The 21,175-nt window shown below is 73.4% G+C and carries 19 protein-coding genes; 10 read left to right on the top strand and 9 right to left on the bottom strand.

Annotation, left to right across the window (positions count from 1 at the left end):
* Window position 1: 1 nt before the first annotated feature.
* Window positions 2-1,492, bottom strand: coding sequence for an FAD-dependent monooxygenase (locus OH807_RS40040; RefSeq protein ID WP_406210059.1), 1,491 nt, complete (start codon window positions 1,490-1,492; stop codon window positions 2-4).
* 98 nt (window positions 1,493-1,590) lie between these two features.
* Here OH807_RS40040 and OH807_RS40045 point away from each other — a divergent pair, with 98 nt between their 5' ends.
* Window positions 1,591-2,226 carry a TetR family transcriptional regulator gene (locus tag OH807_RS40045; RefSeq protein ID WP_406210062.1) on the top strand — a complete coding sequence of 212 codons (636 nt, stop codon included), beginning with the start codon at window positions 1,591-1,593 and terminating at the stop codon, window positions 2,224-2,226.
* A 131-nt stretch (window positions 2,227-2,357) separates the two neighbouring features.
* On the opposite strand, the gene OH807_RS40050 is transcribed toward OH807_RS40045, so the two are convergent.
* The 3 genes from OH807_RS40050 to OH807_RS40060 form a co-directional block, all read right to left on the bottom strand.
* Entirely contained in the window at window positions 2,358-2,807 is a 450-nt protein-coding gene (locus tag OH807_RS40050; protein ID WP_406211435.1) for an SRPBCC family protein, read from the bottom strand.
* A gap of 130 nt (window positions 2,808-2,937) precedes the next feature.
* Entirely contained in the window at window positions 2,938-3,747 is an 810-nt protein-coding gene (locus tag OH807_RS40055; protein WP_406210065.1) for an alpha/beta fold hydrolase, read from the bottom strand.
* Window positions 3,748-3,857: 110 nt separating this feature from the next.
* The gene (locus OH807_RS40060; RefSeq protein ID WP_406210067.1) at window positions 3,858-4,067 is read right to left on the bottom strand and encodes a hypothetical protein; all 210 of its coding nucleotides are present in this window, start codon (window positions 4,065-4,067) and stop codon (window positions 3,858-3,860) included.
* A gap of 237 nt (window positions 4,068-4,304) precedes the next feature.
* Between OH807_RS40060 and OH807_RS40065 the strand changes: the two genes are divergently transcribed.
* Window positions 4,305-5,489, top strand: a complete 1,185-nt coding sequence (locus OH807_RS40065) for an alpha/beta hydrolase family protein (protein WP_406210069.1) — start codon at window positions 4,305-4,307, stop codon at window positions 5,487-5,489.
* A 179-nt stretch (window positions 5,490-5,668) separates the two neighbouring features.
* The gene (locus OH807_RS40070) at window positions 5,669-6,304 is read left to right on the top strand and encodes a DedA family protein (RefSeq protein ID WP_406211437.1); all 636 of its coding nucleotides are present in this window, start codon (window positions 5,669-5,671) and stop codon (window positions 6,302-6,304) included.
* A 149-nt stretch (window positions 6,305-6,453) separates the two neighbouring features.
* Here OH807_RS40070 and OH807_RS40075 read toward each other — a convergent pair whose 3' ends face one another.
* Together OH807_RS40075 and OH807_RS40080 are read right to left on the bottom strand one after the other, a co-directional pair.
* Entirely contained in the window at window positions 6,454-7,170 is a 717-nt protein-coding gene (locus tag OH807_RS40075) for a ribonuclease H (RefSeq protein WP_406210072.1), read from the bottom strand.
* A gap of 115 nt (window positions 7,171-7,285) precedes the next feature.
* Window positions 7,286-8,788, bottom strand: coding sequence for an MFS transporter (locus OH807_RS40080; protein ID WP_406210075.1), 1,503 nt, complete (start codon window positions 8,786-8,788; stop codon window positions 7,286-7,288).
* Between the two features lie 158 nt (window positions 8,789-8,946).
* Between OH807_RS40080 and OH807_RS40085 the strand changes: the two genes are divergently transcribed.
* The 4 genes from OH807_RS40085 to OH807_RS40100 all read left to right on the top strand — a co-directional run bounded on the left by OH807_RS40085 (window position 8,947) and on the right by OH807_RS40100 (window position 12,439).
* Window positions 8,947-9,396 carry a MarR family winged helix-turn-helix transcriptional regulator gene (locus OH807_RS40085; RefSeq protein ID WP_406210078.1) on the top strand — a complete coding sequence of 150 codons (450 nt, stop codon included), beginning with the start codon at window positions 8,947-8,949 and terminating at the stop codon, window positions 9,394-9,396.
* Window positions 9,397-9,639: 243 nt separating this feature from the next.
* On the top strand, window positions 9,640-10,746 hold the full coding sequence (locus OH807_RS40090; RefSeq protein WP_406210081.1) for a serine hydrolase domain-containing protein: 1,107 nt from the start codon (window positions 9,640-9,642) through the stop codon (window positions 10,744-10,746).
* Between the two features lie 120 nt (window positions 10,747-10,866).
* Window positions 10,867-11,637: a MerR family transcriptional regulator gene (locus OH807_RS40095; protein WP_406210084.1), complete on the top strand. Its 771-nt coding sequence runs from the start codon at window positions 10,867-10,869 to the stop codon at window positions 11,635-11,637.
* Window positions 11,638-11,809: 172 nt separating this feature from the next.
* Window positions 11,810-12,439 carry a TOPRIM nucleotidyl transferase/hydrolase domain-containing protein gene (locus tag OH807_RS40100; protein ID WP_406210087.1) on the top strand — a complete coding sequence of 210 codons (630 nt, stop codon included), beginning with the start codon at window positions 11,810-11,812 and terminating at the stop codon, window positions 12,437-12,439.
* Between the two features lie 145 nt (window positions 12,440-12,584).
* On the opposite strand, the gene OH807_RS40105 is transcribed toward OH807_RS40100, so the two are convergent.
* On the bottom strand, window positions 12,585-15,377 hold the full coding sequence (locus OH807_RS40105) for a M4 family metallopeptidase (protein WP_406210090.1): 2,793 nt from the start codon (window positions 15,375-15,377) through the stop codon (window positions 12,585-12,587).
* 203 nt (window positions 15,378-15,580) lie between these two features.
* On the opposite strand from OH807_RS40105, the gene OH807_RS40110 reads away from it, so the two are divergent.
* Window positions 15,581-15,823, top strand: a complete 243-nt coding sequence (locus tag OH807_RS40110; RefSeq protein WP_406210093.1) for a hypothetical protein — start codon at window positions 15,581-15,583, stop codon at window positions 15,821-15,823.
* Between the two features lie 43 nt (window positions 15,824-15,866).
* On the opposite strand, the gene OH807_RS40115 is transcribed toward OH807_RS40110, so the two are convergent.
* Window positions 15,867-18,269 (bottom strand): ABC transporter permease, encoded by a 2,403-nt coding sequence (locus OH807_RS40115; RefSeq protein ID WP_406210095.1) that lies wholly within the window; start codon window positions 18,267-18,269, stop codon window positions 15,867-15,869.
* Window positions 18,266-18,994: an ABC transporter ATP-binding protein gene (locus OH807_RS40120; RefSeq protein ID WP_406210098.1), complete on the bottom strand. Its 729-nt coding sequence runs from the start codon at window positions 18,992-18,994 to the stop codon at window positions 18,266-18,268. Before OH807_RS40120 ends, OH807_RS40115 begins: the two co-directional genes overlap by 4 nt.
* Window positions 18,995-19,137: 143 nt before the next feature.
* On the opposite strand from OH807_RS40120, the gene OH807_RS40125 reads away from it, so the two are divergent.
* Both OH807_RS40125 and OH807_RS40130 read left to right on the top strand, forming a co-directional pair.
* Window positions 19,138-20,352, top strand: coding sequence for a sensor histidine kinase (locus OH807_RS40125; protein WP_406210101.1), 1,215 nt, complete (start codon window positions 19,138-19,140; stop codon window positions 20,350-20,352).
* Window positions 20,349-21,032: a response regulator gene (locus OH807_RS40130; RefSeq protein WP_406210104.1), complete on the top strand. Its 684-nt coding sequence runs from the start codon at window positions 20,349-20,351 to the stop codon at window positions 21,030-21,032. Before OH807_RS40125 ends, OH807_RS40130 begins: the two co-directional genes overlap by 4 nt.
* Window positions 21,033-21,175 lie beyond the last annotated feature (143 nt).

Consider the following 21,175-nt stretch of genomic DNA (forward strand, 5'->3'; position numbering starts at 1 on the left):
GTCAGCTCCGCTCCAGGGCCGCCAGGTAGGTCATGACGTCCTCGCGGCCGGTCGCCGGGGCGGTGAGGGCGACGTGGTGGTCGGGCCGGACCAGCACGAGGGCGTCGCCGGTGATCCCGTACGCCCGGCGGGTCTCGTCGTCGCGGTCGTCGATCGCCACCGCCCGGACGAAGTCGGGCAGTCCCGTGAGGGCCGGGCGGGCGCCCGGGCCGAAGCCGAGCAGCGTGAAGTGGTCCCCGGTGAACAGGTCGAAGAGCCGGGCCGGTGCGCCGGCGGGGCCCGCGCCGGGGCGGACGGCGTCCGGCGCCCGGTCACCGGCCTGGAGCGGGCCGCCGAGCCGGTCGTCGGCGAGCCGGCTCCACCGGTAGCCGAGCGAGAGGCCGGTGACGTCGGCGACCCGCCCGGCCTCGACGCCGATGCCCGGCGTGGTGATGCCCCGGGCGACAGCGGCCAGGCCGGCGCTGCTGACGTCGAGCGTCCAGGCGGCGATCGGCAGGCGCTCCTCCTGGTAGCTGTCGAGCAGTGCGGGTGCGGCGAGGCCGCGCAGCACGTACCCGAGCTTCCAGGCGAGGTTCCAGGCGTCCTGGATGCCGGTGTTCATGCCGAGCCCGCCCGCGACGGGGTGGACGTGCGCGCTGTCGCCGGCCAGGAAGACCCGCCCCTCGCGGTAGCGCTCGGCCATCCGGACGTTGATCCGCCAGGTGGAGAGCCAGGTGGCCCGGCTGATCCTGAGGTCCTCGCGGCCGGTGTGCCGGGCGGCCAGCCGCTGGAAGCTCTCCAGTGACGGGGCGACCGTCAGGCCGTCGGCGTCCGTCTCCGGGCTCGCCTGCAGCTGCCAGCGGCGGGTGCCCTCGAACGGGCAGAGCATGAACACGCCCTCGGGCCCGAACCACTGGTGCCAGGCGGTCGGCTCCAGCCCCTCGACCTCGACGTCGCCGCAGACCAGCGTCGGCTGCTCCTGGCCCTCCCCGACGAACGGGATGCCGAGGAGCTTGCGCACCGCGGAGCGGCCGCCGTCGCAGGCGACCAGGTAGTCGGCGGAGATCCGCCCGCCGCCCGCGAGGTGCACCTCCACCTCGGCCTCGTCCTGGGTGAAGCCGACCAGCTCGGTGGCGAGTTCGACCGTCACCCCGTGCTCGGCGAGCCGCTCGCGCAGCAGTCGCTCCACCCGCGTCTGCGGCATCCACAGGCTCACCGGGTACGGGGCGGTGGTGTCGGCGCCGGCTCCGGCGAACGGGTCGGTCTCGTCGGCGAACTCGCCGGCGAAGTACTTGCGGTAGGGCAGGTGGGTGCGGCCGACGGCTGCCAGCCGCTCGCCGATCCCGAGGTCGGCGAGGATCTCCAGGCTGCGCGGGTTGAGCGTCTTGCCGCGCGAACCGGTGTGGAATTCGGCGGCCTTCTCGACGATCCGGACGTCGACGCCCTGCCTCGCCAGTCCGCACGCCAGGGTCAGTCCGGTCGGTCCCGCTCCGACGATCACCACGGTGGTCATACTGTCCGCCCCCTCAGGCTTGTTGGTGCTCACCATGGAACAGCAACCGAGTAAGAAATGCAACCGAGTAACAAACGTTTCCGGGTTATGATTGGGTCATGAGCCCGACCGAGTCAGACACGGGTCTGCGGACCCTCAAGAAGCAGCGCACCCGGCAGACCATCGCCGCCACGGCCATCGCCCTCTTCCTCGACCGGGGGTTCGACCAGGTGTCGGTGGCCGAGATCGCCGCCGCCGCCGAAGTCTCCAAACCCACCCTCTTCCGCTACTTCGCGAGCAAGGAGGAGCTCGTCCTGCACCGCTTCGAGGACCACCTCGGCGAGGCCGGGCGGGTCGTGCGCGACCGCGCGGCCGGGCTCACCGCGCTGGACGCCCTGGAGCGCCACCACCTGGACCGTCTGGCGGCCCGCGACCCCAACACCGGACTCACCGACGACCCCGAGGTGCTGGCCTTCCTCCGGCTGGTCCACGAGACCCCCAGCCTCTCCGCCCACCTCTTCGACTACCTCGCCGCCGACACCCGCGCGCTCGCCGCGGCCCTGGGCCCGGACGGGGACGTCGCCGCCCGGCTGGTCGCCGCCCAGTACACGGCGGTGCACCGGGCCCTCGCACGCTCCACCCTGACCAGGCTCGTCGAGGGGCAGGACGTCGCCGACGTCGCACGGACGGCCGCCGAGGAGACGGTGCAGGCCTTCGCCCTGCTGCGCGGCGGTGCCGGCGCGTACGGATTCTGACCCGACGCCCGACGCCCGACGCCCGACGCCCGACGCCCGACGCCCGACGCCCGACGCCCGTGCCCCGTGCCCCGGGATGCGGGCACGGGGCACGGGCGCGGCGCACGGGCGGCGGAGTGCGGCGGCGTTGCTCAGCGGCCCCCGCCGCCGGAGGTGCCACCCGCGGCGCGCTCCTCCAGGAACTGCTTGAAACGGCGCAGGTCACCGCTGACCATGCGGTCGAGCACGCCCAGCTTGTCGGCGGCCTTCTCGGCCAGCCCCGTGGGCTGGAAGTCCATGGTCATCGTGACGCGGGTCCGGCTCGCGTCGATCGGCTCCAGGGCGACGGTGCCGCTGTGCTTCACGTTGTCGCTGCTGGTGCGCCAGGCCACCCGCTCGTCGGGCACCCGCTCGACGATCTCGGTGTCGAACTCGCGCGACAGCCCGGCGATCTTCGTCTTCCAGTGGGCGTGCAGGTCGTCCAGCTGCCGGACCTCCTCCACGCCCTCCATGAACTCCGGGAACTGCTCGAAGCTCGTCCACTGGTCATAGACGACGTGTACCGGCACGTCCACGTCGATCGACTCCTCGACCCTGCCCATCGCTGCAGCCACCTCCACCTCGTCCGAGTGTGCCGCCGGCGCGGCAGCACCACCCTGAATGTCCGCCCTCCGGTGGGGGACGGCAACCCGCCCGTCCGGGGGCGCGCCCGGCGCAGGCCGCGCCGGGTGGTCAGCGGTTCGCGCCGAGAACGGCGTCGGCGACCAGGCGGGCCACCGCCTCGGGCTGCTCCAGCATCACCAGGTGCCCGCTGTCCGGGACCACTGCCAGGGTGATGGAGGGGCAGGCGTCGAGCGCGGCGTGCTCGGCATCGGTGAGGCCCACCTCGTCCCGGTCGCCGCGGACCACCAGGGCCCGGGCGCCGGAGCCGCACAATCGCGGCACCAGCTCGCCGTGCCGGTCCAGGTACGCGAAGTACTCGGCCATGGCCCGGCGGCAGAACGCCGCGGAGTTCTTCTCCAGGTCGGCCACCAGGGCCGCCCTGCGCTGCTCCGGCAGGCTGTCCGCCAGCGCCTTCGGCGTCAGCCACAGCATGACCGGCCAGGCCGTTCGTCCGAGCCCGGGCACCCGGCCGAGCGCCGCGGCGACGGCCAGCGCCTTCGACTCGTCCGGCCGCGAGAAGGTGGGGGAGAGCAGCACCAGCGGGCCGGAGAAGTGCCCGCCGGCTGCCATCTCCAGCGCGATGTCGGCGCCGATGCTGTGGCCGACCACCGTCGTGCAGCCGTGTTCGGCCGCGAAGGCGCCGGTGATCGCCGCGTAGTTCTCGATCGACACGTCCTCGGGCGCCACCGTCCCGGCATGGCCCGGGACGGTCGCCGCCACCAGCCGGATCGGTGCGCCGGCGAGCGGCGGGGCGGCCATCATGTCCGCGTAGAAGGCCGTACTGCACAGCCCGCCGGGCAGCAGCAACACCCGGTGCGGGGCGTCGGCCGGCCCCGACTCCCGGACGTCCCAGCTCTGGAACTGCGCGGTACCGCCCACGGTTCGCCCTCCAGCCTCGTACGGTCCCGCGCATTCTGCCGCGCCGCGGGCCGCCGGTCGGCGACCTTGGGCCGAGCGCGGCATGTCGCCCCACGGCCGGCCGCGCCGCGTCAGGAGCCGGCCGTCTCCCGGGGCGCCGGGTGGACCAGTTGCCAGCCCTTGACGGACTTGGTGACGAACAGCGTCACCCGGTAGACCTCGCGGCGCCAGATGCTCGCCGTCGGCCCGTACTCGTGGAGTTCCTCCAGCGCCTCCTCCTCCGAGTCGTACGAGAACGACTTCCCCCTGGCGTCGACGATCTTCCACTCGACTCCGGGCATGCTCTCCAGGCCCACTGAACTCCACCCCTTCCTGTGCCCCGGCCGGTCCGGGGGCCGGGGCGCGATGCTAGCCGTTCCGTCGATCTGCCGGTTCACCGGTCGGGAGCACACGTCCGCCACCCTGTCATCAGGGGTGACCCCGGGGTGCCCCTGAGACGGTCCGCCGTTCTCCCCGGCGGAACCCCTACGCTTCTGAGGGGACGTCAACTCCCTTGCCCCGCTCGTACTGTCGTCGGTATGACCGGAATCCGTCGCACAGCCGCCACAGCGGTTCTGCTGCTCGCCCTGCCCCTGTCCGTCGCCGCCGCTCCGGCGCCGGCCGCGCCCCCGGCCGGCAGCGTCACCGCCGCGCCGCCCACGCCGACCGTGCCGACGGGCGTCCACGCCGACCTCCCGCGGCCGACCGGCCCGCACGCCGTCGGCCGGGAGATCCTGCAACTCGTCGACCGGAGCCGGGCCGACCCATGGGTCCCGTCGGCGGGCCCGCGCCGGCTGATGGTGTCGATGTACTACCCCGCCAAGGCCGGGACGGGCGGGCCGGCCCCGTACATGACCCCCGAGGCCGCGCGCCTGATGCTGGACGGCAAGCTGCCGGGGAACACCATCCCCACCGAAGCGGTCACCGCCACCCGGACGTGGGCGAAGTCCGACGCCCGCCCCGAGCACGGTCGCTACCCGCTCGTGGTGCTCTCCCCCGGCTTCACCATGCCGCGCACCGAACTGACCGGCCTCGCCGAGGACCTGGCGAGCCGCGGTTACGTCGTCGCGCTCGTCGACCACACCTACGAGAACACCGGGACGACGTTCCCCGACGGGACGACGCTGCCCTGCGTCATTTGCGACCATTTCCCGGAGGGAGGGGCCGCGACCGTCTCCGCGAGCCGGGCGAAGGACATCTCCTTCGTCGTCGACCGGCTGACCGCCCGCACCCACCCGGACTGGCGCTACGCCCGCATGATCGACGACGACCGGATCGGCACGGCCGGGCACTCGCTCGGCGGTGCGGCGGCCGTCCCGGCGCTGCTCACCGACGACCGGATCCTGGCCGGGGTGAACCTCGACGGCACCATGGACTACGAAGTCCCCGCCGACGGTCTCCACGGCAAGCCGTTCATGCTGCTCGGCCACCCGCTCCCCGGCCCCGAGGACTCCACCTGGACGGACAGCTGGCCCCGGCTGGACGGCTGGAAGCGCTGGCTGACCCTCGCCGGCTCCAACCACGGCTCCTTCACCGACGTCCCGGTGCTGGCCGAGAAGCTCGGCATCCCCACCCCGCCCGGCACGACGCTCTCCGCCCAGCGGGGCATGGAGCTCACCCGGTCCTACGTCGCGGCCTTCTTCGACCTGCACCTGAAGGGCATCGCCCGGCCGGTCCTGGACGGGCCGACGGCGGCCGACCCGGAGGTCGAGTTCCACTCGTAGCCCCTGCACCCGCCCGCCCGCACTGCGCTGAGCCGTGCCGCGGCGGGCGCGGGCGGCCCCGGGCGGCTGCTGTGGCGGGCCGCCCGGCCGCCCGAGTACGGTCGAGACGTGCCCGCTCTCCGCGCAGGACGACCCCCGGACCACCGGCCGGCCGCGGCCGGCCGGTGGTGACGGCGTTGCTGCTGGCCGTCGACCCGACGAGCGGGGACTCCCTGCTCGCCGCCTTCGGTGCCCTGGCCGTCCTGGTGGTGGTCTTCGCCGAGTCGGGGCTGCTGGTGGTGGGGTTCTTCCTCCCCGGCGACACCCTGCTCCTGCCCGCCGGCGTGCTCTGCGCCACCGGCACCGGCACCGGGCCGCACCTGGCGCTCTGGCAGGTGATGCTCTGCGCCGCGGTGGGCGCGGTGGCCGGGGCGCAGCTGGGCTTCCTGCTCGGGCGGCACGGCGGCCGCCCGTTCCTGGCCCGCACCCGCAGCGGGCGCCTCAAAGCGGCCGCGGCCCGCGGGGAGGCGCTGCTGCGCCGCTACGGCTACCGCAAGGCCATCGTGATCGGGCGCTTCGTGCCGCTCGTCCGCACGGTGCTCAGCCCGCTGGCGGGCATGCTCGACGTCCCCACCCGGACCTTCACCGTGTGGCAGATCGTCGGCGGCGTGCTCTGGTCGCAGTCGCTCGTCCTCGCGGGCTACTGGCTGGGCGCCGCCGTCCCGGGGATCGACCGCTACCTGTGGCTGCTGGTGGGAGCGGTCGTGGTGCTCTCGCTGCTCCCGCTGCTGCTGCGCCCGCGCAAGGGGCCGGAGCCCCCGCGCGACGACGGCTGAGCCCGGGTGACCCGGCGGGCCCGCCGGCCGGGGCACCGCCCGCATCGGGGGCCTGGTCGAGCCGGGGCGATGCGGGCGGTGGGGCGGTACGGGGTGGCGGGCCGATGCGGGCGGTGGGGCGGTACGGGGTGGCGGGCCGGCCGGACGGCTCAGGCCGTCGCGACGCTCTTCGCGCAGTCCGGGTGCCCCCAGCCGTCCGGGTTCTTGGCGATCGGCTCGCCGGCGGCGTAGGAGCGCCCGCAGCGGCACGAGCCGGGGAACTTCGCCTTCGTCCGGCCGCCCGTGGAGCCGCCGGCGGACCTGGCGCCCGACCGGGCCCGCGGTGCCTTCGCCGAGGCCCCGGCCGAGCCGGCGCGGGCGGCCGTGACCGGCTCGGTGCGGACGTCGGGCGCGGCGGAGCCGAGCGAGGTGCCGGCGGGCTGCTGGGCCACGGCCGTGTCGCTCGCGGCCCGGTCGGCGAAGGCGTTCAGCGGGTCGCCGTCGACCTGGTGTGCGGGGACGTACACGAACTCGACGTCGCGCTCGGCCAGCAGGGCGTCGATCGCCACGATGAGGTCCTTGTTGGCGACCGGCGTGCCGGCGGCGGTCTTCCAGCCCTTCCGCCGCCAGCCGGGCAGCCACTGGGTGACCGCCTTCATCGCGTACTGGGAGTCCATCCGGACCTCCAGCGGCGTGCCGGGCCCGACCGAGCCCAGCAACTCCTTCAGTGCGGTCAGCTCGGCGACGTTGTTGGTCGCGCGGCCGAGCGGCCCGGCCTCCCAGCGCTCCGGCCGGCCGTCGTCGCCGGCGATGACCCAGGCCCAGCCGGCCGGACCGGGGTTTCCCTTCGAAGCGCCGTCACAGGCGCCGATGATGCGTTCTGCCATGCAGCGATCATGCCAGCGTCGGGGGGCCGTCCGTGCCAGGCCGCCGGGGGCGGCCGGGGGTCGCGGTGGTCCGCCGGGCCGGTCCGCGGGGGCCTGGCCGGCAGGCCTGGACGGCTCAGGCCTCGACCGGAGCCGTCCCGCGGCCGGTGCCGGCCCCGGCCCGCAGGTCGGTCCCGGCGCGTCCGTCGATGCCGGTACCGCTCCCGGTGCCCTCGTCGGCAGCGGCCGGCCGCACCGCGGGGATGACGGCGGCGACGGCCGCCGCGACCAGGGCGACCCCGAGGCCGATCAGCAGGCCGGTCCGGAAGCCGCTCTCGGAGGCGAAGGTGTGCCCGCCCAGCGTGGTGGTCATCTGGGAGAGCACGGTGCCGACCACGGCGGCGCCGATCGAGGTGCCGAGCGCGCGCATCAGGGTGTTGAAGCCGTTGGCCGCGGCGGTCTCGGCCGGCGGGATCGAGCTCATGATCAGGGCGGGCATCGCGCCGTAGGCCAGGCCCACGCCGCTGCTGGTGACCATGGTGACCACCATCAGGCCCCAGGCCGAGCCCATGAGCGCCTGCGACAGCCCGTAGCCGGCCGCGATCACCAGCACCCCGCTGATCAGGGTGGTCTTGGGGCCGCGGGCGTTGGTGAGCTTCCCGCCGAGCGGGGAGACGAGCATCATCATGATGCCGCCGGGTGCCATCCACAGACCGGCGGCCAGCATCGACCGGCCGAGACCGTAGCCGGTGGCGGCCGGGTACTGGAGCAGCTGCGGGACGATCAGCATGCTGGCGTACATGCCGAAGCCGACGAAGACCGAGGCGAGGTTGGTGAACAGCACCCGGGGGCGGGCGGTGGTGCGCAGGTCGACCAGCGGATCCCGGGTACGCACCTCCCACAGGCCCCAGCCGGCCAGGACGACGACGGAGGCGGCGAACAGGCCGACGGTCATGGGGGAGGCCCAGCCCCAGTCGGCGCCCTTGGAGACGCCGAGCAGCAGGCAGACCAGGCCGACGCCGAGGCCCAGCGCGCCGGGCAGGTCGAAGCGCTGGCCCTTCGCGGTGGCCGGCACGTCCGGAACGAGGAACCAGATCAGGGCGGACACCGCCAGGGCGAGGACGGCCGCCCCCCAGAAGAGCACCCGCCAGCTCGCGTACTGGGCGACCGCGGCGGCGATCGGCAGGCCGAGGCCGCCGCCGATCCCCATCGAGGCGCTGACCAGGGCGATCGAGGAGCTGAGCCGCTCCGCCGGGACGACGTCGCGCAGCAGGGCGATGCCGAGCGGCACCATGCCCATGCCGATGCCCTGCAACCCGCGTCCGACGATCATCGGGACCACGGAGGAGGCGAGCGCGCACACCACCGAGCCGATCACCAGCGGCACCGAGCAGACCAGCAGCATCCGGCGCTTGCCCACCATGTCGCCGAGGCGGCCGGAGACCGGCACGCAGACGGCCGAGACCAGCAGGGTGACGGTGATGACCCAGGCGGCGTTGGAGGGGGAGGTGCCCAGGATCTGCGGGAGCTCCGCGATGAGCGGGGTGACCAGGGTCTGCATGATCGCGGCGACCGTGCCGGCGAAGGCCAGCGTGGCGACGACACCGCCGCCGCGGGCCGTCCGTTGCGAGGTGTCCATCCGGGGCCTCCTGAGTTCTCTGTCGGGGAAGAATGTGCAGCATACACGCCATGTGCATCGTACATATTTCATGGCGGATGCATAATGGAAGCCAAGGATTTCGACGGAATCCGGGCCGGCCGAACGGCGCGCCGGCCGACGGCAGGAGGTGGGACGCGGTGGTCAGGCCCACGCACGAGGTCGAGTACGAGCAGATGCTCCTCAGTCGCCACGGCCTCCAGGCCGGCGGGCGCCGCAAGGACGGTCTGCTGGAACGCAGCGCCTACATCCTGCTCAGCCGGATCCGCATCCAGGGCCCGATGTCCATCGGCGAACTGAGCGAGGCCTTCGACCTCGACGTCTCCACCCTCAACCGCCAGACCACCGCCGCCATGCGGGCCGGACTCGTCGAGCGCATCCCCGACCCCGACGGCGGGATGGCCAGGAAGTTCCGGATCACCGACGAGGGCGCGCAACTGCTCGACGAGGAGCGGGCCGGCATCCTCGCGAGCCTGGACAAGGTGATGGACGACTGGTCGGACGAGGAGATCGCCGTCTTCGCCTCCTGCCTGCGGCGCTTCAACGCCGGCATCGAACGCCTCGCCGGACGCCCCTGGCCGCGCCCCTGACCTTGCCCGGCGCGGCGTGAGGTCCGACCTTGGAGCCGGTGCCCCGGTGCGACGGCGTCTGGGAACGCGAGGTCGTCCGCTACGAGGGCGACGCAAGGGGCTGAACGTCGGTGGCGGCCTCGATGTCGGGGTCGGCGACTGTGACCCGGATCACCGTTGAGGTTGACCCCGGGTCAAGGTGGAAGCTCGTCGCAACGGCGCTCAGCCGGACGGGACTTCCCAACCTTGAAGGAGCGAACCACCATGTCCAGCACCCTTTCCCAGGACCGACCGGAGCTGCAGAAGGCGATCGAGGAGATCGTCGAATCCGGCTTCGCCGGGGTGTCGCTGCGCGTGCACGACGAGCGGGGCCAGTGGGTCGGCAGCGCCGGCGTGGCGGAGCTGGGGGGAAGTGCCGAGCCGCCGGTCGACGGCCACGTCCGGATCGGCAGCAACACCAAGACCTTCACCGCGACGGTGGTGCTGCAGCTGGTGGCCGAGGGACGGCTCGGGCTGGACGCCCCGGTGGCCGACCACCTGCCCGAGTTCGGGATCGACGGGCGGATCACGGTCCGGATGCTGCTGCAGCACACCAGCGGGCTGTTCAACTTCACCGGTGAACTCCTGGAGGACGGGACGGTCATGACGGGGATCCCGGCCACGATCTCGGGCAAGGAGTGGCTGGACAACCGGTTCAGGACCTACCGGCCGGAGGAGCTGGTCCGGCTGGCACTGGCCCGGCCGGCACGGTTCGAACCGGGAGCCGGCTGGAGCTACTCCAACACCAACTACGTGCTGGCCAGGCTGCTGATCGAGAAGGTCACCGGCCGGTCCTGCGCCGAGGAGACGCAGGCGCGGATCCTCGGACCGCTCGGCCTGTCGGGCACCCTGCTGCCCGGCACCTCGCCGGAGATCCCCGCGCCGTACGCCCACGCCTACTACCGGTACGAGGACGACGGCCGCCGGCGGACGGTCGACGTCACCCGCCACAACCCCTCCTGGATCTCCGCCGGCGGCGACATGATCTCGACCACCCGGGACCTCCACACGTTCGTCTCCGCACTGGTGCGCGGCGAACTCCTGCCGCCCCCGCTGCTCGCCGAGATGTGCACGCCGCACCCCGGGAGCGGATTCGGCCTCGGCCTGCGCGTGCAGGAGGTGGGCGACAACGGCGGTACCGTCCTCTTCCACAACGGCGGCCACGGTGGCCACGCGGCGCTGATGTACAGCACCCCAGACGGCAGCAGGACGCTGACCGCCGCGCTGAACTGCGTGGACGACGCCGAACTCTCCATCGCGGCGGCATTCCAGAAGGCGATGGAGCGACTGGTCGAGGCGGTGTTCGGCACCGGTCCCGCCGACCCGGCGTGACCCGTCCACCCCCGGGCGGCCGCGACACGCGCGGCCGCCCGGGACGAGAACCCGGCAAGAGAACCCGGCACGACAACCCAAGACGAGAACCCGGCACGAGAAGCGAGGCAGGAGTCGACGATGAACGGCGTCACGATCGGGCAGGCGGCGGCATTCGTCGGCGTCACGGTGAAGACGGTGCGGCACTACCACCGCCTCGGCCTGGCCGCCGAGCCGGAACGCGACAACTCCGGCTATCGGCGGTACGGATCGGCCGACCTGCTGCGCCTGGTGCAGATCCGGACGCTGGCCGCCGCCGGGGTGCCGCTGGCCGGGATCGGGCCGCTGCTCGGCGCCGACGCCGCGCCGTTCGCCGCCGCGCTCGCCGACGTCGAGCAGCAGCTCACCGAACGGATCGAGGAACTGACCGCGCGCCGCGACATGCTGCACCGGCTCGCCGACGGTGACCGCGCCCTGCTGCCCGACCGCGCGGTGGTCCTGCTGGAGCGGATGGCCGGCCTCGGCTTCTCCGCGGAGGAGGTGGCGGCCGCCAGGGAGGGCTGGATCCTGGCCAGGGCCCTCGTCCCGGACGGCTTCGACGACTACCTCACCGAGGTCGGGCACGCCGTCCAGGACCCGGCCTTCGTCACCCTGATCAGGCGCGGTGCCGAAGCCGCCGCCTGGGAGCCGGACGACCCGCGCCTCGCCGGACTCGCCACCGCCATGGCCGAGTACTACCTCGCCCACCCGGACCGGCTGGCGACCGTGACCGGCCTGCAGGCCCGCACCGAGAACGCCACCCGGTACCGGCTGATCAGCCGTTTCGGCAACCAGTCCCCGGCCGGGGCCCGGATGGCCGACCTCGTCGAGGCCGCCCTCCGGGCTGCCGGCGTCCCCGTCCCGCGGTCCTGACCCCTGATGTCGACGGGTCACTGACCACGGCGTCATCGTGTGCGGGAACGTCGGCTACGCGTTCACCCGCCACGACCGATCGGGCACCGCGTTGGACTGCGGGCATCAGCGCCCTCTCGCCGGCGGCGGAAAATCCGTACCGCGCCGGTCCGTGCGGGGGCAGGATCACCCCATGACGGACATGCGAGCGTTCCGGGACGCGGTCATCGGCTGGGCGGCGGGCGGCCCCGGTGGGCCGGGGGGTGAGGTGGCGGGCGAGTTGGCCGAGCGGCTGGGCGTGCGCACGGCGGTGCTGTTGGAGGGGCCGAGCGACTTCGCGGCGGTGGAGGCGTTGGCCGCGCGCCACGGCCGGGACCTGCCCGCCGAGGGGGTGTGCGTCGTCCCCATGGGTGGCGCGATGAGCGTCGGCCGCTTCGCCGAGCTGCTCGGGCCGCCGGGGCTGGGGCTGCGGCTCACCGGGCTGTGCGACGAGGGCGAGCAGGGCTTCTACGACCGCGGCTTCGAGCGGGCCCGGGCGCCGAGGCAGGGGTTCTTCGTGTGTGTGGCGGACTTGGAGGAGGAGTTCATCCGCGCGCTCGGCGTGGCGCGGGTCGAGGAGATCGTCGAGGCCGAGGGGGATCTCCCGGCCTGGCGGATCTTCGTGCGCCAGCCCGCACAGCAGGACCGGCCCGCGTTGCGGCAGATGCAGCGGTTCCTCGGCACGAAGAAGGGCCGCAAGATCCGCTACGGCAGTCTGCTGGCCGAGGCCCTCGACGCCGGGCAGGTACCCGCTCCGTTGGAGAAGCTGTTCGCGCACCTGTGACCGGGGCGCTCGTCGACGCCGGCGGGGGAGCGACGCGTGACGGTGCGGGGGCCGGCTGCCCGAGCCCGGGCAGCCGTGATGCCGGCCCCGGTGGACGTGGAGCCGGCATCACGCGCGTACGACCCGCTCAGCGGGGGTGACCTGCTCAGCAGGGGCCGGCCGGGCGGTCGCGGACCACCAGGTCGGTGTGGCCGGTGGTGGCGTCCAGCCAGAGCACCCGGCTGCCCCGGTCGGCGGCCGCCTCGTACTGGCCGCCCCGGTTGCAGGTGACCCGCACGGGCGTGCCGCCGGTGATCGGGAGCTGCCAGAGCTTGGGCAGCGCGGCGTTGGTCCAGCCGCCCGGGGGCGTGCCGCCCGCGGCCAGGGGGGTGACGGCCTGGAAGGTGACGGCCTGGTCGGAGGCGGTGAGGGTGGCGATCACGGCGGTGCCGGGGGAGTCGGCGGGGAGCACGTCCATCACGCCCGAGCCGTCCAGGGCGCCGGAGCGGATCGCGCTGCGGGCGGCCGGGCCCGCCTGGGTCTCCGTCCAGAGCAGGCGCCCGCCCGCGAGCACGGTGGAGCCGATCGTGCCGGCCGACTCGTACCGCGCGGTCACCCGGTCGGCGGTGAGCGACCGGGCGGTGGCGGCCGACAGCGTCCGGCCCCCGGCCGTCCACTGCTCGGTCCAGCCGAGCACGCCGTCCCGGAGGGCGAGGCCGGAGGGGCGGTGGCCCTCGGGCAGCGGCAGCTCCACCGGCGGCGCGCCGTCGCGGGAGAGCAGGATCCGGGCCCGGCCGGTCTCCAGGTCCTCCGCGAGGAAGGCGATGTCGCCGCCGGAGACCCGGACTTCGCCGAGCTGTTCGGTCCGGGAGGCGAGCACGCTGCGGACCGTCCCGCCGGCGAGCGGGCGGGTCAGCACCTCGGTGCCGAACCGGCCCTCGGCGTCGGGGCCGACGGCCAGCCAGGCGGCGGACCGCCCGTCGGTGGAGGCCCAGCTGTGCCGGCGGCCGTCCTCCGGGCTGAGCCGGGTGGGCGCGCCGGCGCCGGTCGCGGGGCCGGTGGTCCAGCCGGTGTACAGGGCGGGGGCGCCGGTGCCGGTCGCGTTGCCCATCACCCAGCGGCCGCCCGCGACGGCCGGCGCGGCCGTCGCGGTGGGGATCGCGCGGACCAGCGGGCGGCTGTCCGAGCCGAGCCGGGACTCCCAACCGGCGCGGATCCCGTGGGCGTCGAACGCGGCGGCCACCGCGCGGAGTTCGGCCCGGCCGAGGTTCATCGAGCGGCCGGCGGCGAGGACGGCGTTGCGGCCGTCGACGAAGTCGTCCAGCGGGGTGAGATACTCGGCGAGCGCGCGGTAGACCAGCCGGTCCGCGGTGAGCGGGTCCAGGGTGCGCCGGATGTCCCACAGGGCGCCGGAGAAAATGGTGGAGTTGAGGTGGACGCCGCCGCTGTCGAGGCTGAGGTCGGTGCCGAGGTAGTCGTCCACGGTGGTGCGGCGGTCGTCCAGGCGGCGCCCCGCGCAGCTCTCCGGCGTGCCGGTGCGGCACAGCGCCTCGCCGAGCAGTGCGGCCTTCGGATCGGTCATCGGCACGCCGTGGGCCGTCACCTCGACGGCGTTGCCGAAGTAGTCGGCCAGCGCCTCGTTCATCGCGCCGGTCTGGCCGGCGTTGACCAGACCGGCGGTGTGGTCGATGACGCCGTGCGTCATCTCGTGCCCGGCGATGTCCAGGGCGACCGCGAACGAGTGGTACTGCGGGCCGCCACCGCCGTAGAACATCATGGCCCCGTCCCAGGTGGCGTTCATGATGGGGGCGCCGTCGTTGGTCACGTTGACCAGCGAGACGATCGGGGCGTTCTTGCCGTCCAGCCCCGCCCGGCCCAGCCGGTCGCGGAAGAAGTCGTACACGATGCCCGCGTTGACGTGTGCGTCGGTGGCGCCGCCGGCGCCGGTGGCGGCGGGGAAGTCGGCGGTGGGGGAGGTGGCCGGGCGGAGGTCGGCGGGCAGGCCGCCGATGAAGTCCAGCAGGTCCCGTCCGCCCGCGTCGTACGTGGTGATGGTCGCGGGCCGGGTCAGGTCGACGAGCTGGTGGCTCCCGTCCGGCAGCCGGGCGGTGTTCACCTTCACGGTGCGGCCGTAGGCGTCCGGTGCGGTGCCGGTGGCGGGTTCGAGTGCCGGCGCGGCCGCAGCCGTCGTCGCTGCCGGTGCCGGTGCCGGTGCCGTCGTCGTTGCCGGTGCCGCCGGGCGAGTGGTGGCTGGGGACGGGGACGGGGACGGGGACGGGGTGCGGGCGTCGTGGGCGAGGGCGATCTCGCCCGCGGTGGCATCCACGTAGACCTCGCGGACGGTCGGCTGCCCGCCGGCCCGGTCGCCGCCGCGCACGGTGAAGTGCCGGGTCAGCCGACCGGCGCCGCCGGGCAGCACGACCGCGCCGCGGTCCTCGGCGGTGGCCCCGGTCCGGGCGCGCGGGTCGGTGAGCGCGCCGAGCGCGAGGCTGCGCAGCATGGCGTCCGGGACGACCGCGGTGCTCGGCGCGGTCAGCCCGGTGAAGTACTTGCCGCCGGCCGACTCCACCCGCTGGCCGGCTCCCTCACCGGTGAGTCGGACGAGGTACTGACCGCCGAGCACCGGCACACCACCGTGGATCTGCTGGAACCTGACGGTGTGCCGCCCGTCGGCGGTGCGCTCGCTGCCGACCTCGGTGAGCTGCCCGGTGTCGATCCGGTACCGCTCCGGGTGGGCGGCCAGGTGCGCCAGCGCGGCCGCGGCCGGGGAGCCCTCGGCGCGCTCGGCCAGGCCGGTGACCAGCTGCGGGGTGGCGGTGTCCCGGCCGGCCACCAGCCCGGGGACCGGATCGGGATCCGGCGGCGGCGTGGCGAGCGCGGGCGGCGCGGCCAGGGCCAGGCTCAGCACGGCGGTGGCGGCGAGGCCGAGCACCTTGGGGGTGCGGGACGGGTGTGGCATAAGGGGTCCTCCACGTGGGCCGGGGGCGATGACGGCAGTGATGGTTCGTCAGCCCGATGCTTGATCGCGGAAGTCCGGAAAATCCAGGTGTTTGGCGGTAAATGCAGATGATTCCGGTGAGACGTGTTCGTTCACGCAGGGCTGGGTTGTCCGAAGGGGCAGGTGCCCTGCGCCGCCGGTGGGTCGGGTGGTGCGGTGGACCGGTGCCGACCCCGGACCGACGGGCGGCCTACGGGTGGAGCCTGACGGCGTACTCGTTGGTCGTGGGCCTGTGCGTGGCACTGGCGCTGGCTCCGGCCATGCAGCGCTGGGACTGGCTGTTCCCCATGCCGGCCACCCGGAGCGGATGCGTCGAGGCGGGCCGTTACGAGAGCCTGCGGACGCAGGCGGCGCTGGGCGGGCTGGCCGACCACGCCGCCGACCTACTCGCACAGCCGAATCCGTGACCCGTCTCAACAAAGTCGAACATGGTGCTACGAGCGACCGGTTCTACTCGGTCCGCAGCGCGGTGGCGGTCCGGGAGCGCGCCGCCCAGCCGGCCGGCAGCAGTGCCCCGAGCAGGGCGATCGCGATCCCGCCGGCCAGCAGCGGGAGCAGTGCCCCGGGGGTGTAGACGTCGGTCACGCTCGACGGCATGTTCCTGCCGAGCGCGCTCACCATCTGGGACAGCGTCGCCTTCTCCACCGCCATCCCGATCGGGACCCCGATCAGCCCGGCGACCAGGCCGGTGAGGCTCACCGAGGTCAGCACCATCGCGATGGTCTGCTTGGGCGTCATCCCGAGGGCCTTGAAGATCCCCAGGTCGTGGATCCGCTCCCGGGTGTCCTGCACCACGGTGTTCAGCACGCCGAGCGCGGCGACCGCGATCATCATCAGTGTGAGGGTGGCCACCAGGGCGCTCATGGTGAGCACCGTGACGTTCGGAAACGTGTTGTTCGGGCTGGCTTCGGCGTGCAGCGGGGTCAGCACTGGGGCGGCCGAGGCGGACCAGTTCGGGCCGCTGACGTTGTCGGCCAGCTTGACGTTGAACTGGGTGATGTACGGCGTCAGACCGGCGGTGGTGAACGTGGCCGAATCGGTCAGCACGACCCCGCTGCTGCTGCCATCGAAGTCGATGCCGACGATCCGCAACGGCAGTCGCTTGTTGTCCTGCGCCACGGTGACGGTGTCGCCGACCTGTATCCCGGTCGTCGAGGCCAGGTGGTCGTTGATCACGGCCTCACCGGTGTTCTGGTACCAGCGGCCGTGCAGCAGAGCCAGGTTGGTCCAGGACAGGTCGCCGGTGGTGGTGTCCACCTCCGTGTAGTCCCCCGTCGGCGCGCCGATCACGGTCGCGCCGCTGGTGCCCCAGCCGAACGCGGCCTTCGTGCCCGGGAGCGAGGCGAGCGCGGCGGCCACCCCGGTGTAGTCCAAGTGGGGGTTGGCGGGGCCGCCGCCGGAGGGGTGGAAGCCGGAGGGCGTGCCGGCGGGCACCACGAGCATCGACCCGGCCTTGAAACCGGAGGTACCCGCGTCCATGTACTTGGTGAACGTGGTCTCCAGCCCGATTGCGAAGGTGACGCTCACCGCGCCGAACAGCACCGCGGCGCCGACCAGCGCGGCCCGGGCCGGTTTGGCGAACGGTTGGGCCAGTCCCAGTGACATCGGCCGGGGCAGCGGTAGCCGACTTGCCAGGCGCTGTGCGCCTTGGCCGCGCTTGGCCTTGGGGGCGAGGCCGACGACCAGGGTCTGCACCGCCGGCATTCGGCCGGCCCGAAGTGCCGGGATGAGCGCGGTGACACCGACGATGACCAGGGTGCCGATCGGCACGACGAGGCTGACCCACACCGGCAGGCTGGTGCCGGCGGCACCGAGATCCTTGCTGGCATCGTTCAGGACCGGAACAGCCAGCAGGTTGCCGAACAGCGTGCCGCCCAGCACGCCGATCACCGCCGGGATCAGGGCTTGTGCGGCGTAGGCGCGGGCCACCTGCCAGGGGGTGAAGCCGAGCGACTTCAGGATCCCGATGCGCCGGATTCCCGAGACCACCGCGCCGCTGACCACGATCGCGATGATCAGCGCCGACAGGAACAGGCCGAGGATCCCGAAGACGACCAGGAACGGCACGTAGGACTTCGCGGTGCCGACGGCCTGCTTCTCCACGGCCAGGTAGGACTGTCCGCTCTCGACCGAGCCGGCCGGTGCGGCGGCGGCGATCGCCTGCTTGGCCATGGTGAGGTCGGCGTCGGTCCCGGACTTGGCGAACCGGTAGAGCATCTCCTCGTCGGTCTTGGCGCCGGCGGTGGTCAGCCGCGCGAAGCCGTCGGTGGTGAGGAAGCCGGTCGCGGTGTTGGTCAGCGAGTTCGCTTTGCCGACGACCTTGAACGAGGGCTTGCCCGGCAGTGAGTCGAACACCACGGAACCGTCCGGGCAGTTACGGACCCATGAGGCCAGGACGATCTCGTTCGCGGTGGTCGGCCACCTGCCCTGCTCCAGGGCCAGGTGGTCCAGACCGGAGGCGCCGGCCAGGTCGGGTCGGGTGGCGGCGACGACCGGCTCGTTGACGCGACCGGCCAGCGGCATGCCCTGGACGATGTTCGCGGTGCAGTCCGTGCCGAAGCTCGTGTTCAGGGCGGCGGTCACCGGGTACGGCCCGGACGCCTCGGTGACGCCGGCGGCGTGCGCGGTGGCGGCGGCCTGCGCGGCAGTGGCCTTCGAGCCGTCGAACTGGACCGACAGATGCGCGCCGTTCCGGGCCTTGAAGGCGTGCTCGAACGGAGCCTGCACGACGGCCAGCAGACCGAGCGAGAGCACCGAGGAGGTGACGGCCGCGAACGTCGTCAGGGCCATGACGAGGGACTGCACACGACGCCGGCCGACGCCGGAGCGCACGACCTTGCCCAGGGCGCTCATCGGACCGCTCCCGCCGACCGGTTGGAGGTCGCGTCGCCGGCCGGGTTGACCACGTCCCGGGCCACGGCACCGTCCACCAGCTCGATCGTGCGTTGCGCGGTGTCCGCGGCCAGTTGGATGTCGTGGGTCACCAGCAGGATGGTCTGGCCCTCGGCGTTCAGATCCAGCAGCAGCCGGCGCACGTCCTCGGCCGAGCGCGAGTCCAGCGCGCCGGTCGGCTCGTCGGCCAGCAGCAGCGCCGGACGGTTCATCAGGGCCCTGGCCACCGCCACCCGTTGCCGCTGCCCCCCGGACAGCCGCTGCGGGTAGGCCTTGGCGTGCCGGTCGATGCCCAGCGAGGTGAGCAACTCGGTCGCCCGCCGCCTCACCTCGCCCTTGCCCATCCCGGCCAACTGCGCCGGCACCATCACGTTGTCCAGCACCGTCAGGTCGTCGAGCAGGTTGAAGAACTGGAAGATCATGCCGATGGAAGCCCGCCGGTACTTCGCCGAACCGGCCTCGCCGAGTCGATCGACCCGCGTTCCGTTGACGGTCACGGTGCCGCTGGAAGGCTTGTCCAGACCTGCGACCAGGTTCAGCAGCGTCGACTTGCCACTGCCGGAATGGCCGAGGATCGCCACGCACTCACCGGCCGCCACGGACAAGGTCACCCCGGCCAGCGCGGGCGGGCCGTCATCGTATTTCTTCGTCGCGTCCTGGAGATCGATCATCGGTTCATTCGTCATGGCCATGAACCTAGGAACGGACCATGATCCATCGCGTCGGCCGGCGGATGTCACCCCTCCCCCGGGCCATCGGCCCGGCGGCGTATCCCGCGTACACCCCCGGGGCGACGCGCAGCGCCGACGCCAGTCAATACGATCTCCGTATGGAAGAGCTGCTCCGGCGTTTCTCGACATCGGCACCCGTGACCTGGCTGACGGCACAGGCCGTGGTGCTGGCCGCCGCCTGCTTCTACGCGCTGATGCTCTTCTGGACGATGCCGCCCAGTCAGGTCCGGCACGGCGGCGGCCCGTTCCGGTTCCCCGACCTCGGGCCCGACCAGATGATCGGTCTCTGCGTCGTGCTCGCCCTTCCGATCCTGCTGGTGCGCCGTCTGCCCGCGGCGGTCTTCGCGGCGGTCCTGGGCGAAGCAGCCCTCGGCAACCTCTTCGGCGCGCGGCCCTGGATCGTGCTCCTCCTGCTCCCGGTCCTGGGTGGGTACCTCGCCGCCCGGCAGCCGACGGCTGCCGCCGTCGGCTCCGTCGCGGTCGTCGCGACCGTGTTCGTCGAGAGCACCCTCGTCTTCCCCAGGGAATCCGTCGGCTACGCGGCCCGAGGGGCCGGGCAGTTCGCGTTCGTGTTCGCGGTCGCGTGGGTCTTCGGCGGGGTGTACCGCAAACGCCGGGAATACCTCGAAGCCCTGGACGAGCAGACCGCGGCCCGCGCCGTCATGGCCGAGCGGCTGCGGATCGCCCGCGAACTGCACGACAGCGTCGCGCACAGCATCGGGATCATCACGGTGCTGTCGGGAGCGGCGGCGCGGGTCGTGGAGACCAGGCCCGAGCAGACGCGGCAGGCGCTGACCGGCATCGAGACCACCAGCCGGGAGACGCTGCTCGGGCTGCAGCGCATGCTCGGAGCGCTACGCCGCGCCGAGCCCGACGACGCCATGCCGCGGGCCGCTCCGCTGGCGCCGGCCGGCAGCCTGGCGGACGTCCCGCGGCTCGCCGAGCGCACGGCCGACGCCGGGGTACGGGTCCAGGTGACCTGGCAGGGCGAGCGGCGTCCGCTGCCGCCGGAGATCGAGCTGTCGGCGTTCCGGATCGTCCAGGAGTCGGTGACGAACGTGGTGCGGCATTCCGGTGCGCGGACGTGCCGGGTCGCGGTCGGTTACGAGCCGACAGGAGTGACGATCGAGGTGGTGGACGACGGGGACGACGGTCCCGGCGGGCCCGGCCGTCCGAGGCTCTCGGCGGCGGCCGGCGGGAGCGGCTTCGGCCTGCTCGGCATGCGCGAGCGGGTGACGTTGCTGTCCGGCCAGTTCAGCGCGGGCCGGCGTCCGGAGGGCGGGTTCCGGGTGGCTGCGAGGCTCCCGGCATGAGCGTGCGGGTACTGCTGGTCGACGACCAGCCGCTGATGCTGGTCGGGCTGGCGATCCTGATCGGCGACACCGACGACCTGGAGGTGGTCGGCCAGGCCGGCGACGGCCGCGATGCGGTGCGCCTGGTGCGTGAACTGCGGCCGGACGTCGTGGTGATGGACATCCGGATGCCGGACATGGACGGGATCGAGGCGACCCGACAGGCGACCGCCGAGCCGGACCCGCCCAAGGTGCTGGTGCTGACGACCTTCGACGACGACGAGTACGTCTACGGCGCACTGCGCGCCGGGGCCAGCGGATTCCTGCTCAAGAGCATGGCCCTGGACGCGATCCTGGACGCGATCCGCGTGGTGGCGGCCGGCGACGCGTTGATCGCGCCGAGCGTGACCCGACGGCTGATCGCGGACTTCGCCGGAACGTCCGGCCCCGCGGCCCCCGAACCGGACCCCGAGCCCGACGCGGACTCAAGTCTCATCGCGGGGATCACCGACCGGGAGCGCGAGGTGCTGGCACTGGTCGGACAGGGACTGTCGAACCCTGAGATAGCCGAGCGGTTGATGATCAGCGCGGCGACCGCGAAGACGCATGTCGCGCGGCTGTTCGCCAAGCTCGAAGCTCGGGACCGCGTCCACCTCGCAATCATCGCCTTCGAGGCCGGACTCGTGCCGCGCAGACGGTAGGGCAGGACGAGAAGAACGATCGAGACCACGAGTTCGCCGCGTTCCAGATGCGGCAGCCACACGTCCAGCACGTTGCCCTTGCGGTTCTCGTTGGACTCGACCAACGAGATGCGCTCGATGGAGTAGTTGGTGCAGGACTCCAG

Origin of the sequence: Kitasatospora sp. NBC_01560, from assembly GCF_045208415.1 — a bacterium.
Taxonomy (GTDB): domain Bacteria; phylum Actinomycetota; class Actinomycetes; order Streptomycetales; family Streptomycetaceae; genus Kitasatospora.